This is a genomic window from Novosphingobium sp. P6W (genome assembly GCF_000876675.2).
Lineage (GTDB): Bacteria > Pseudomonadota > Alphaproteobacteria > Sphingomonadales > Sphingomonadaceae > Novosphingobium.
Genome location: NZ_CP030352.1, coordinates 2,332,623 through 2,345,125, shown reverse-complemented (window position 1 = coordinate 2,345,125; position 12,503 = coordinate 2,332,623). Strand labels below are relative to the sequence as shown.

At 65.8% G+C, this 12,503-nt stretch carries 12 protein-coding genes; 7 read left to right on the top strand and 5 right to left on the bottom strand.

Annotation, left to right across the window (positions count from 1 at the left end; all coding sequences use genetic code 11):
• The first annotated feature begins 97 nt into the window (after nt 1-97).
• The 3 genes from ilvD (at nt 98) to TQ38_RS11335 (ending at nt 5,124) form a co-directional block, all read left to right on the top strand.
• On the top strand, nt 98-1,954 hold the full coding sequence (gene ilvD, locus TQ38_RS11345; RefSeq protein ID WP_043972497.1) for a dihydroxy-acid dehydratase: 1,857 nt from the start codon (nt 98-100) through the stop codon (nt 1,952-1,954).
• Nucleotides 1,955-2,403: 449 nt separating this feature from the next.
• Nucleotides 2,404-3,801, top strand: a complete 1,398-nt coding sequence (locus TQ38_RS11340; protein ID WP_043972500.1) for an NAD(P)H-hydrate epimerase — start codon at nt 2,404-2,406, stop codon at nt 3,799-3,801.
• 63 nt (nt 3,802-3,864) lie between these two features.
• Nucleotides 3,865-5,124 (top strand): class I SAM-dependent RNA methyltransferase, encoded by a 1,260-nt coding sequence (locus tag TQ38_RS11335; RefSeq protein WP_043973393.1) that lies wholly within the window; start codon nt 3,865-3,867, stop codon nt 5,122-5,124.
• 42 nt (nt 5,125-5,166) lie between these two features.
• Here TQ38_RS11335 and TQ38_RS11330 read toward each other — a convergent pair whose 3' ends face one another.
• The 5 genes from TQ38_RS11330 to TQ38_RS11310 all read right to left on the bottom strand — a co-directional run bounded on the left by TQ38_RS11330 (nt 5,167) and on the right by TQ38_RS11310 (nt 8,785).
• Nucleotides 5,167-5,427: a hypothetical protein gene (locus tag TQ38_RS11330; RefSeq protein WP_043972503.1), complete on the bottom strand. Its 261-nt coding sequence runs from the start codon at nt 5,425-5,427 to the stop codon at nt 5,167-5,169.
• Nucleotides 5,428-5,458: 31 nt separating this feature from the next.
• On the bottom strand, nt 5,459-5,692 hold the full coding sequence (locus TQ38_RS11325; RefSeq protein WP_082057575.1) for a hypothetical protein: 234 nt from the start codon (nt 5,690-5,692) through the stop codon (nt 5,459-5,461).
• Nucleotides 5,693-5,792: 100 nt separating this feature from the next.
• The gene (locus TQ38_RS11320) at nt 5,793-6,764 is read right to left on the bottom strand and encodes a threonine/serine dehydratase (protein ID WP_043972505.1); all 972 of its coding nucleotides are present in this window, start codon (nt 6,762-6,764) and stop codon (nt 5,793-5,795) included.
• 162 nt (nt 6,765-6,926) lie between these two features.
• Nucleotides 6,927-7,565 carry a class I SAM-dependent methyltransferase gene (locus TQ38_RS11315; protein WP_043972506.1) on the bottom strand — a complete coding sequence of 213 codons (639 nt, stop codon included), beginning with the start codon at nt 7,563-7,565 and terminating at the stop codon, nt 6,927-6,929.
• A 5-nt stretch (nt 7,566-7,570) separates the two neighbouring features.
• Nucleotides 7,571-8,785, bottom strand: a complete 1,215-nt coding sequence (locus tag TQ38_RS11310) for a DUF3419 family protein (protein ID WP_043972507.1) — start codon at nt 8,783-8,785, stop codon at nt 7,571-7,573.
• A gap of 249 nt (nt 8,786-9,034) precedes the next feature.
• On the opposite strand from TQ38_RS11310, the gene TQ38_RS11305 reads away from it, so the two are divergent.
• Genes TQ38_RS11305 through TQ38_RS11290 form a run of 4 tightly spaced genes read left to right on the top strand, consistent with a single transcriptional unit; the run spans nt 9,035 to nt 12,234 of the window.
• The gene (locus TQ38_RS11305) at nt 9,035-10,246 is read left to right on the top strand and encodes a saccharopine dehydrogenase family protein (protein WP_043972509.1); all 1,212 of its coding nucleotides are present in this window, start codon (nt 9,035-9,037) and stop codon (nt 10,244-10,246) included.
• A complete protein-coding gene (locus tag TQ38_RS11300) occupies nt 10,246-10,665 on the top strand; it encodes a hypothetical protein (RefSeq protein WP_052505600.1) in 420 nt (139 codons plus the stop codon). The genes TQ38_RS11305 and TQ38_RS11300 overlap by 1 nt, the downstream gene beginning before the upstream one ends.
• A 9-nt stretch (nt 10,666-10,674) precedes the next feature.
• Nucleotides 10,675-11,025, top strand: a complete 351-nt coding sequence (locus TQ38_RS11295; protein WP_043972513.1) for a DMT family protein — start codon at nt 10,675-10,677, stop codon at nt 11,023-11,025.
• Nucleotides 11,026-11,040: 15 nt separating this feature from the next.
• Nucleotides 11,041-12,234, top strand: coding sequence for a carboxynorspermidine decarboxylase (locus TQ38_RS11290; RefSeq protein ID WP_043972515.1), 1,194 nt, complete (start codon nt 11,041-11,043; stop codon nt 12,232-12,234).
• Nucleotides 12,235-12,503: the final 269 nt, after the last annotated feature.

The window sequence follows — 12,503 nt, the reverse complement described above, 5'->3', positions numbered from 1 at the left end:
AATATAATGTCGAAAACTGCCGTTGAATTGAAACCTATTGACGTGTAGGGGCAAGCCAACTCGCGCATCCATGCGCCCATGACCCGGAGTCCCGACAATGCCCGCCTATCGCTCACGCACTTCGACCCACGGCCGCAACATGGCGGGCGCGCGTGGCCTGTGGCGCGCGACGGGCATGAAGGACGGTGATTTCGGCAAGCCGATCATCGCGGTGGTCAATTCGTTCACCCAGTTCGTGCCCGGCCACGTCCACCTCAAGGACCTCGGCCAACTCGTCGCGCGCGAGATCGAGGCGTCGGGCGGCGTCGCCAAGGAATTCAACACCATCGCGGTCGACGACGGCATCGCCATGGGCCACGACGGCATGCTCTATTCGCTGCCCAGCCGTGACCTGATCGCCGACAGCGTGGAATACATGGTCAACGCCCACTGCGCCGACGCGATGGTGTGCATCTCCAACTGCGACAAGATCACGCCGGGCATGTTGATGGCCGCGATGCGCCTCAACATTCCTGCCGTGTTCGTCTCGGGCGGCCCGATGGAGGCCGGCAAGGTCATCCTCAAGGGTAAGGTCCAGGCGCTGGACCTCGTCGATGCGATGGTTGCCGCTGCGGATGAAAGCTACACCGACGAAGAAGTCGCCGCGATCGAGCGTTCGGCCTGTCCCACCTGCGGTTCGTGCTCGGGCATGTTCACCGCCAATTCGATGAACTGCCTTACCGAGGCGCTGGGCCTGTCGCTGCCGGGCAACGGCTCGACCCTGGCTACCCACTCCGACCGCGAGCGCCTGTTCCTTGAAGCAGGCCGGGTCGCCGTGGACATGTGCCAGCGTTATTACGAGCAGGAAGACGAAAGCGTCCTGCCGCGCAATGTCGCCAGCTTCAAGGCGTTCGAAAACGCCATGAGCCTGGACATCGCCATGGGCGGATCGACCAACACCGTGCTGCACCTGCTGGCCGCTGCGGCCGAGGCGGGCGTGGACTTCACCATGGCCGACATCGACCGTCTGAGCCGCAAGGTGCCGTGCCTGTCCAAGGTGGCCCCGGCCAAGAGCGACGTGCACATGGAGGATGTCCACCGCGCCGGCGGCATCTACGCGATCCTCGGCCAGCTGGAACGTGCGGGCCTGCTGCACACCGACCTGCCGACCGTCCATACCCGCACGCTGGGCGAGGCGATCGACCGCTGGGACATCAGCCGCACGACAGAGCCTTCGGTGGAGCAGTTCTACAAGGCCGCGCCGGGCGGCGTGCCGACACAGACCGCGTTCAGCCAGTCGGCCCGCTGGGAGGAACTCGACCTCGACCGCGAAAACGGCGTGATCCGTTCCAAGGAACATGCCTTCAGCCAGGACGGCGGCATCGCCGTGCTTTACGGCAACATCGCGCGCGATGGCTGCATCGTGAAGACGGCGGGCGTGGACGACAGCATCCTCAAGTTCACCGGCACCGCGCGGGTCTATGAAAGCCAGGACGCGGCGGTTGCCGGTATCCTCGGCGGACAGGTCGGCGCGGGCGACGTGGTGGTGATCCGCTACGAAGGACCGCGCGGCGGGCCGGGCATGCAGGAAATGCTCTACCCGACCAGCTATCTCAAGTCGAAGGGCCTGGGCAAAGCCTGCGCGCTGCTGACGGATGGGCGTTTCTCGGGCGGCACCTCGGGCCTCTCCATCGGACACGCTTCGCCCGAAGCGGCAGAGGGCGGCGAGATCGGCCTGGTCGAGAACGGCGACACCATCGAGATCGACATCCCCGGCCGCACCATCAACCTGATGGTCTCGGACGAAATCCTGGCCCACCGCCGCTCGCAGCAGGACGCGCGCGGGGACGACGCCTGGTCGCCAGTCCACCCGCGCCCGCGCAAGGTTTCGGCCGCACTTCAGGCCTATGCCGCGATGACCACCAGCGCATCGCGCGGCGCCATTCGCGACGTGACCCAGCTCAAGCGCAAGTAAGCGCCGGGTCCGGCAGGACCGGATTAGCCCGAGATAGCCCAAAACGTCCCGTCGCCCTAAGTTTCGTGGGGGACGGGAGTTTTTGGTCGGGTTTCCACCAGGCCATGAAGCGCTGTCGCATCAGGCTTGGGCCTCGTACCGATCGGTAATGCTTCCGGTTTTTTCATTCCCGACGCCGCTCGTACTGAGCTTGTCGGAGGGCGCAGCGAGCCGCCCTTGATCGCTGCGCAGGACGGGCATATCGCCTGCACAGTTGGCGGATCGGTGCAGATGAAACCCGACTGCGCGGTCGAACGGATCGGGGCGGCGGCAAGCCCACCCTCGTTGTGCGCTGCCGGGACAGCGCCCCCAGCGATGGGGCGGAAAAGGCGGCAACCAGTCTTGCGGACGGCAAGCTCGACGTTACCCTTGGCGGCGACCACTACCTTTCCCGTCGACGGAGACGCCCGATGGCGCACACTGACCAGATCCTCACCGTGGCCCGGATGCGCGAGGCGGAAGACCTGCTGATCGAGCAGGGTTCCAGCGTCGACGCCCTGATGCAGGTTGCCGGGCGCGGCGCTGCGCAATGGGTTTGGCGCATGGCTGGCCGTCACAAGGTGACCGTGCTGTGCGGACCCGGTAATAACGGCGGTGACGGCTACGTCATTGCCGAGGCTATTCGCGAGCGGGGCGGCCACGCGGTCGTCGTCGCGGCGGGTGAGCCTGCAACGGACGCCTGCCGCAATGCGCGTGCGCTGTTCGGCGGCCAAGTGCTGGGCCCGAATGCCGAAGTGCATGGTGAGGTCCTTGTCGACTGCCTTTTCGGAAGCGGGCTGAAGCGCCCGCTCTCGGCGGACCACGGTGCATTGCTGACCCGGTTAGCGCAGACGCATCGCCGCTGTATCGCCATCGATGTGCCCAGCGGGGTACAGGCGGATTCTGGCATGTTGCTGGGCGATGGTCTGCCGGAATGCGACCTGACTATCGCGCTTGGCGCCTGGAAATTCGCGCATTTCCTCATGCCGGCAAGCGCGCACATGGGCATGGTCCGACTGGTGCCGATCGGTGTCTCCGCCGTGGACGGAGCGGCGCGCGTCATCGGGCGTCCCGTTATCCGCGCGCCGGCTGCGGATTCGCACAAGTACCGGCGCGGCCTGCTTGCGGTAGTGGGCGGGGCGATGCCGGGGGCGGCGATCCTTGCAGCCATCGCCGCGCAGGGGGCGGGGGCGGGCTACGTCAAGCTCTTCGCCGATTCCAAGCGTAATGCGCCGGCCGATCTTGTCGTCGATACCGGACCGCTTGCCGAGGTGCTTGTCGACGATCGGAGCAGCGCGGTGCTGATCGGGCCGGGCCTTGGCCGCGATGCCGCAGCGCGCGGGCGACTGGCGGCGGCTTTGGCCGATCAGGTGCTGGCCGTGGTGGATGCCGATGCGCTGGTGCTGCTATCGCCCCGCCATCTGGCCGAGCGCACCGCGCCTGCCATTGCCACGCCGCATGAAGGCGAACTGGTCGCGTTGGAGCGGGCTTTCGATCTCGGCGGCTCCGGCACGCGGCCCGAACGCGCGTTGGCGCTGGCGAAGGCGAGCGGAATGGTCGTGGTCGCCAAGGGGCCGGACACGGTTGTCGCCGCGCCGGATGGGCGGCTGGCTTGTGCGCCGCGCGCGTCGTCGTGGCTTTCGACCGCCGGAACCGGGGATGTATTGGCAGGCGTGATCGCCAGCCGTGCCGCCACCGGCCTCGGCGCTTTCGAGGCGGCGTGCGAGGGTGTGTGGTTGCACGGCGAAGCGGCGCGGCAATGTCCGCCCGCGTTCACCGCAGGCCAGCTGGCGCAAGCTGTGCCGGGGGCATTGGCAGGCTGTCTTTAAAGGGCAGGCGTAGCGGGGTGGGCAGAACGCCCGCGTCCTGCTAGGCGCACGGCCGTGTCTGACATCAACGAATCCGAAGAAATCCTGCGCATCGCCTCCAAGGGCGACGGCATCACCGCGTCCGGTCGCTTCGCCTGGGGCGCTGCGCCCGGCGACATGCTGGCCATCGACGGCACTCTGGAATGGGGGCCGCACCACGTCGAGCCGCCGTGCCCGCACTTCGGCAAGTGCGGCGGCTGCCAGTTGCAGCAGCTTGACGATGAGAGCCTGACGGCCTTCGTCGAAGGCCGCGTCGCCAATGCCTCTACCGGGCAGGGGCTGGGCGCCGAACTGCTCGGCGCGCCGCACCTTTCGCCGCCTTCCTCGCGCCGCCGCGCGTCGCTGCGGGCGGAGAGTTCGGGCGGACGCATCGTGATCGGTTTCCGCGAGGCGAAGTCGCACCGGCTGGTAGAGCTGGAGGAATGCCACGTCATCGCGCCGGAATTCGTCGCGCTGCTGGGGCCTTTGCGCAAGCTGCTCATCATGATGGGCAAGGCGGCGCCCGCGAAGAAGGGCGGCAAGCCGGGCAAATCCTCGAAGCACGCCACCGTGCGCATGGCCGCCGATATCGAGATGACGCTGGTCGACCAAGGCGTGGACCTGGGGGTCAAGGGTCTCACCGCCGAAGGCCTCGCCGCGACCGAGGCGATGCTTGCCTTTTCGCAGGAACACGGGCTTGCCCGCCTGACCATGGACGGCGGCTACGGGTTCGAGACGGTGTGGGAGCCGGTGCCCGTCACCGTCACCCTTGGCGGCGTGAAAGTGCCGTTCCCGCCGGGCTCGTTCCTGCAGGCCACCAAGGACGGCGAGGAAGCGCTGGTCGCCGCCGCGCGTGAGTGGCTGGCGGGTGCGCCGACCGTCGCGGACCTGTTTTCGGGGCTGGGCACTTTCGCCTTTGCGCTGGCTGGGCCGCAGACGAAGGTCTACGCCGCCGAGGCCGCGCGCGATATCCATCTGGCCGCCAAGGCCGGGGCTGACCGGGCGCAGTTGCAGATATTCAACGCCCACCGCGACCTGTTCCGCAACCCGCTGCAAGCGGATGAGCTGAACCGCTTTGCCGCCGTGGTGCTCGATCCGCCGCGTGCCGGTGCGCGCGAGCAGGTGGACTGCATCGCCGATTCCACCGTTGGCCGGGTGGTCTACATCAGCTGCAATCCGTCAAGCTGGTCGCGCGATGCCGTGCGGTTGGTCGAGGCAGGTTTTCGCTTGGTGGAACTGCGGCCGGTGGGCCAGTTCCGCTGGTCGACCCATGTGGAACTGGCAAGCTACTTCGTTCGGGACTGAAGTTCCTGGTCGTACCGGACGGCGCGGGCCGGAGGCGGAGCGTTACCCCTCCGCCGCCTTGTCCATCATGTCCATGAAATCGCGTGCGGTGTTTCGCTCGTCCTCATTTTCGAACGCGACGTCGAGGTCGGGCGAGGCACCGAACATGTACATCAGGGTCCACAGCGCGAAGCGGCGGCCCTTGTCCTTCTCCATCCCGAAGTCGACCCTCATGCGGTCGATCCCGGTTTCGAGGGTGGTGGGGGCGATCGTGGCAAGATCGTCGGTGCCGAAGTAACGGCGTAGCTGGTCGTCGAAGTCCATTGCGCTGCCCTAGCAGGCTGCGGCGGCGCTGTCAGGATGAACCGCTTCGGTCCCAGCCCCAGCAACTTCCACAAACCGGATAAGCCACCGCGCCCCAGGCGCTGGCGATGAAGCCGATGAAGAAGGCCGACCAGCCCAGTCCCCAATTCTCGGCCAGAAGGGCGTCCGCCAGCGCTGCCAGCGTGATGAGGATGAAAAACAGCTCCACGGCAATGAAGACGAACTTTAGCGGCTTCACCGCGTGGACGGGCATTCCCTTGTCCACGGCTTGCTCCCGATTCCCTGATCGTTCCGATGGAAAACATATCCCGCAATCGCGGCGGTTTCCATCGAAACGTCGAGGCGCGCGTTCCGCTTCAAGCCAGTCAGTCTTCCTCCGCCAGCACCCTGGCAAAAGCCTCGGCATCGGTGTTGCCGCCTGAAAGGACGACGGCTGTGCGTTCTCCCAGGTCAACCTTGCCGGCCAGCACGGCCGCCAGCGCTGCGGCGCCGCCCGGTTCGAGTACCAGGCGCAGTTTCGCGAAGGCGAGACGCTGGGCGGCGCGCACTTCGGCCGGGGTGGCGATGAGCCCGAAGGCGCAGCGCTGCTTCAGGACCGCGAAGTTCACAGCCTTGGTCGAAGGCGTCTGCAGCGCGTCGCAAGCGGTGGGCGGGGCGAAGGGATCGACGGGCAGGATACGCCCGGCGACGAGGCTGCGGCACACATCGTCCCAGCCTTCGGGTTCGACAGGGACGATTCGCGCGTCGGGGCAGGCCAGCGCCAGGCCTGCGGTAAGCCCGCCGCCGCCGCAGGGGGCAACGATAAGATCCGGTGCGCCGCCGGCCAGTGCCTGCATCTGGGCGGTGATTTCGATGCCAGTGCTGCCCTGGCCCTCGATCACCCAGGCATCGGCGAACGCATGGACGAGGGTTGCGCCGCGCTTTTCGCATTCGCGCTGTGCCACTTCGTCGCGGTCCTCGCCGCCGGGGCGGTCGTAGAGGACCACTTCGGCGCCCAGTGCGCGGGTGTTGGCCAGTTTCACTTCGGGCGCGTCCACCGGCATGACGATGGTGGCAGTGATGCCAAGGCGCTGTGCCGCCCAGGCGACGCCTTGCGCATGGTTGCCGCTGGAAACGCCGACGACGCCAGCTGCGCGCTGTCCCTCATCAAGGTCGGTGAGGCGGTGCCATGCGCCGCGAATCTTGAAGGCGCCAACGGGCTGGAGGCTCTCGGCCTTGCACCAGATCATGCGGCCGTCGATTTCGAGAGGGAGCAGAGGCGTGGCAGGCAGGATTTCTGCCACCTTGCGGGCGGCGATGGCAACGCCTGCGGCGGTCGGTTCGCGGGTAATGGTCATGGCGTGACCTTTAGGGGCGGACCTGTGCGGGGGGCAAGCGTGCTTGGCCGGGGCTTCGACAAGCTCAGCCTGAGCGGGGGTGAAAGCACATTTCTCTGAATCCGCTGAGGCTGAGCTTGTCGAAGCCCCGGAACGCCCCAACCTGATTGGCTCGCCCGAAATTCAGCGTGAGAGACGCGCTATCTGGTAATAGCCCAGCGGCCCGCGCTGGTGCTCAAGCGTCAATCCCTGATCGCGCGCCACCCGCGCCGCCACAGTGCCGAGATCGACACGCGGTGTAACGTGAAACCGTGCCAGCCATCCCAGCAGCAGACGCCGCAAGGGCCCGGGCAGACCCGAGCAGTCCCCGAAATCCACGATATGAAGCGAGCCGCCCGGCGCCAGCGTAGCGGCGGCCTGTTCCAGGGCGGCTTCCCAGTTCGGGATCATCGAGACGGCATAGGACAGCATCACCCGCTCGAACCCGTCGCGGCCCAACAGGGCCTTGGCGTCGAACCGGGTCGCGTCGCCCAGCGCCAGCGTACCGGCATGGCCCAGCTGCTTGCGGGCGCTGCGCAGCATTTCGCTGGAGATGTCGAGGCCGTGCAGGCGCACCCCCGGCCAGACCTTCGCCACCTGCGCAAGATTGCGCCCGGTGCCGCAGCCGATTTCCAGAACGGCCATGCCGGGCCGCGCGTCGAGTTCGCGGATCAGCCTGTCGCGGCCGAACAGGTAGTACTTGCGCGTCACGTCGTAGATCGGGCGCTGCCAGCGATAGACCCGGTCCATCAGCGCCGCGTGGTCGGAGGAAGCCGTGGCCATCCGTGTCAGCCCTTGAGCACGTAGAGGTGGACGCCGCCGTAAATCGACGAGCGATCCGCCAGCGTTGCGGTGTTCGATTCCTCGATGCGGTAGTCCCAGTGGTCCAGGATATGCTGCGGCACCCGGCCGGGCAGCAGCGTAGGCTCGGCGGCGGTGCGGAACAGCACGCGGGCGCCGGGCTTTGCGGTGCGGGTGATCTCGCCCCACAGTTCGGTCAGCTGCGCGTCGGTCATCCAGTCCTGCGCGTCGAGCAGGACGTAGCGGTCGTAACTGGCGGCGTCCGCAGCAGCGAGGACGTGGGTGAAGTTGGCATGACGCAGGTCGAGGCGGGCAAGACGCTCACGCACTTGCGGCAAGTTGGCCTCCTGCAGATAAGGCGGCAGCGGTGCTTCCACGCCCTTGCCGTACCCGCGCGAGAACGCCTGCCAGGCGAAGTAGTTGTCGTTCACCGGGAAGTGGCAGGCGAGCTTTTCTAGGCGGCCGCGCAGCACGTCGGCCATGCGGTGACCGCCGGCCAGCGCATCGTACTGTGCAGGGGGGATGCCGAGGCCGAACAGCGAGGCGGGGTGCTTGGTCAGCCAGCGTATCATGGGGCGCTCGAACACAGGTGCGATCCGCTCGTCGAAAACGCGGCGCTGGTCTTCGAGCGTGTCTGCTTCGAGAATTTCGTTCAGGTCGATCTTGTAGATCTTGGCGACGAGGTGGGCCGTACCGATGAAGCCGCCCAGCAGCCCGTGACGATAGACGCCGCGCGTGAAGGCGCCGATGCGGCGGCGGCCGACAAGGTCGCGGCCTTCCCAGTAGCGGCGGGTCGCCTCATCGAGGTGGGGGGCCAACTGGTCGCGGTACAGCGCGAGGTTCTCGGGCCGGTCGGCCTCGGCGATGAAGCGGCGCAGGTCGCCGTAGCCCAGCCGGCGCACCGCTTCGTGCTTGAGGTTGTTGAGCGCGATGTGCGCGGTGTTGAGATCGACGACCGTGATGTGCGCCGGGTTCGCGGTGAGATAGGATAGCGCATTGCAGCCGCCGCTGGCGATGGTGATGATTCGGCTATCGGGGGTGATCTGCATCGCCTCCATGTCGGCCACCGGATCTTCCCAGATCTGCGCGTAGACGAGGCCCTTGAACGCCATCGCAAAGGCCTTGTCGAGCAGGCGGGCCTTGCGCGAGGTTTCGTCGCGCACGACGGCGCCTTCGATCAGACGGGAGCGGGAAGTGGTCATGGCGCCGGTGTCCTTCGTAGGAGATGTGGCGCAAATGCGCGTCGGCAGTGACCGGGTGATGACGAGGCGATGGCAGTTTATGACAGTGCGGGCGCTTGGCGGGGCCCATGATCCATAGGCAGCCGCTTATCGTGTCCCGGGTGTCGTTCGGGTCGCTTTAGGTGCCGATTGCTGCTCTACAGTTGAGTTGTCACACAGCGGCCCTATATGGCCCTCTTTCTATTATCCCCGCCCAAGGAGACAGGTCGGATGAGCAAGGTTCTGGTGATCGGCGCAGGCGGCGTCGGATCGGTCGCGGTCCACAAGATGGCGATGAATCCCGATATCTTCAGCGACATCCATCTTGCCAGCCGCACGGTCAGCAAGTGCGAGGCGATCGCTGCCTCGGTGAAGGAGCGCACCGGCGTCACGATCGGCACTTACGCCATCGACGCCGACGACGTTGCCGCGACCTCGGCGCTGATCCGCAAGATCGGCCCCAAGCTGGTCGTCAATCTTGCGCTGCCTTATCAGGATCTTGCGATCATGGACGCCTGCCTGGCGACCGGCACCCACTATATGGACACCGCGAACTACGAGCCCAAGGACGTGGCCAAGTTCGAATACCACTGGCAATGGGCTTATCAGGAGCGCTTCAAGGAAGCCGGCCTGATGGCACTGCTGGGTTCGGGCTTCGATCCGGGCGTGACCAGCGTGTTCGCGATGTGGCTCAAGAAGCACAAGCTCAAGACCATCCGCACGCTCGACATCCTCGACTGCAACGGCGGCGACCACGGCCAGGCCTTCGCGACGAACTTCAATCCGGAAATCAACATCCGCGAAGTCACCGCGCCCGCCCGTCACTGGGAGAACGGCGCATTCGTCGAGACCCCGGCCATGGGCAAGAAGGTCAGCTTCGACTTCGAGGCGGTTGGCCCCAAGAACATGTACATGATGTACCACGAGGAGCTGGAAAGCCTCGCGAAGTTCGTCCCCGAAATGGAGCGCGCGCGCTTCTGGATGACGTTCGGCGACGCCTATATCCAGCACCTCACCGTGCTGCAGAACGTGGGCATGACCCGCATCGACCCGGTGATCTACAACGGCGTCGAGATCGTTCCGCTGCAGTTCCTCAAGGCCGTGCTGCCCGAGCCTGCATCGCTTGGCCCGACGACCAAGGGCAAGACCAACATCGGCGACATCGCCACCGGCGAGGCGCTGGACGGTTCGGGTGAAAAGACGTTCTACATCAAGAACATCTGCGACCACGAAGACGCCTATGCCGAAACCGGCAACCAGGCGGTCAGCTACACCACCGGCGTTCCGGCCATGATCGGCGCCGCCATGGTGCTGACCGGCACATGGGCGGGTGAGGGCGTGTTCAACATCGAACAGTTCGATCCCGATCCTTACATGGACATGCTGAACAAGCACGGCCTGCCCTGGACGGTGGAAGAACTCGCCGAGCCGCTTCCCTTCTGATGCGGGGGCTGGCTCGCAGTCTTGCTTTGACGGCGCTGGGTGCTTTTGCACTCGGCGCCTGCACGCCGCAGGCCGGCCCTCAGCCGCCCACCGCGCCGACGGGCGAGGCCACCGAAGTGCCCGGCAACCAGTCCTACGCGCGCGATATGAATGCGGCGGACAAGGCGGCCTGCACCACCGCTGGCGGCATGGTGCAGCGCCGCGGCAGGCTGGGCATGGAACAGTGCGTCCACCCCTTCGCCGATGCCGGCAAGGCTTGCACCGATACCTCGCAGTGTGAGGGCAAGTGCGTAGGCAGCGCCGGCACTACCTCTGCCATCGAGAAGGTTTCCGGCCAGTGCCAGCCCGACGACCGCCTATTCGGCTGCTATTCCGAGATCAGGGACGGCAAGGCCGCCTACGCGATCTGCGTTGACTGAGGGGCCGGCGTGAACTGGTCCTTCGCGGCGCCGGTGGTCCTGCTGGCCGGTTCGAACCTGTTCATGAACACCGCGTGGTATCTGCACCTAAAGCTGCCGGGCAAGGCGCTGTGGGTGGCCATCGCGATGAGCTGGGCCATCGCCTTTTTCGAATACTGCCTTGCCGTGCCCGCCAACCGGATCGGCGCGCAGGTCTATTCGCTCGGCCAGCTCAAGGTGATGCAGGAGGCGTTTTCGCTGCTGGGCTTCGTGCTGGTGGCGTGGACGCTGTTCGGCCAAAAGCCGGGCTGGAACGAGATCGTCGGCTTCTGCCTCGTCGGGGCAGGGGCGTGGTTCATCTTCAAAGGCCCGCTGGGCTGATTCAGGACGAGTAGCATGGAAACCAAAGCCGGTGATCCGGGCGCCTTCGCCAAGTTCGACCTTGCCCGCGTCGACAGCCCCGCTTTCGTGGTCGATGCCGCGAAGCTGCGCGACAACCTGCGTATTCTTGCCGACATCGGTGAGCGTTCGGGCGCCAAGGTGCTGTCCGCGCTGAAGGCATTCTCGATGTGGTCGACCGCGTCGATCGTGGGCGAATACCTCGACGGCGTGTGCACGTCGGGGCTGTGGGAAGCGCGCCTCGCCTCGGAATTCTACGACGGCGAGATCGCGACCTACTGCGCGGCATACAAGGAAGAGGACATGGACGAGATCCTGCGCCTTTCCGACCACGTCATCTTCAATTCGCCCGCCCAGATCGAGCGTTTCTGGCCCTACGTCGAACTGGCCCGTGCGCGCGGCGAGATATTCCACATCGGCCTGCGCATCAACCCGCTCCACCCCGAGGGCGAAGTGCCGAAGTACGATCCATCCGCGCCCCATTCGCGCCTCGGCTTCCCGATCGACCAGCTGACCGAAGAGCATGTCGGCATGATCGACGGCATCCATTTCCATAACCTGTGCGAGCAGGACTTCGAGCCGCTGCACCGCACCTGGGACAAGGTGTTCGATTTTATCGAGCCTTATTTCGGCAGCCTCAAGTGGATCAACCTCGGCGGCGGCCACCACATCACCCGCGCCGATTACCAGCGCGACGAACTAGTCGAATTCCTCTCGGACATGGCCGAGGACACCGGCGCGCAGATATATATCGAGCCGGGCGAGGCGGTGGCGCTGGATGCCGGCATTCTCGTGGGCACCGTGCTCGACGTGGGCTGGAACGGCATGCCGGTCGCGATCGTCGACATTTCCGCCACCTGTCACATGCCCGACGTGATCGAGGCGCCTTATCGTCCTGCCATGCTGGGCGAGCTGCCGGCCGAAGAGGATGGTCTGGATGAGGGCGGTGCGGTGCGCCTCGGCGGCCCGTCGTGCCTGGCGGGCGATGTCATCGGCGATTACCGTCTGCCGGCTGCCGCCGAACCGGGCCTGCGCTTCGCTTTCCTGGACCAAGCGCATTATTCGATGGTCAAGACCACGACCTTCAACGGCGTGCCGCTGCCGTCGATCTGGCTTTGGGATTCGGAGACGGACGGGCTCGAATGCGTCCGCAGGTTCGATTACGAAGACTTCCGCAGCCGCCTGAGCTGACATGTCTCCCTCGTCCCGGAGTGATCCGGGACGACGATTGCACCGCTCGGCGTGCAGCAGGCGCAGTCAATCCCGCTTTTTCGAATCACCGGGATCGCGTGCGGCGCCTTTCCGTTCACTTCCTGAGATCGCAGGCCCGTCCACTCGCATATGCGATATGGATCGGTCATCCGAGTGTCATGGAGTTGGCCTATACAAGGCATTGTTATTTAAGACAAAAATCCCGGATTACTTGCCGCGTTCTGATAGCTTGAAACCCTGTATGACAT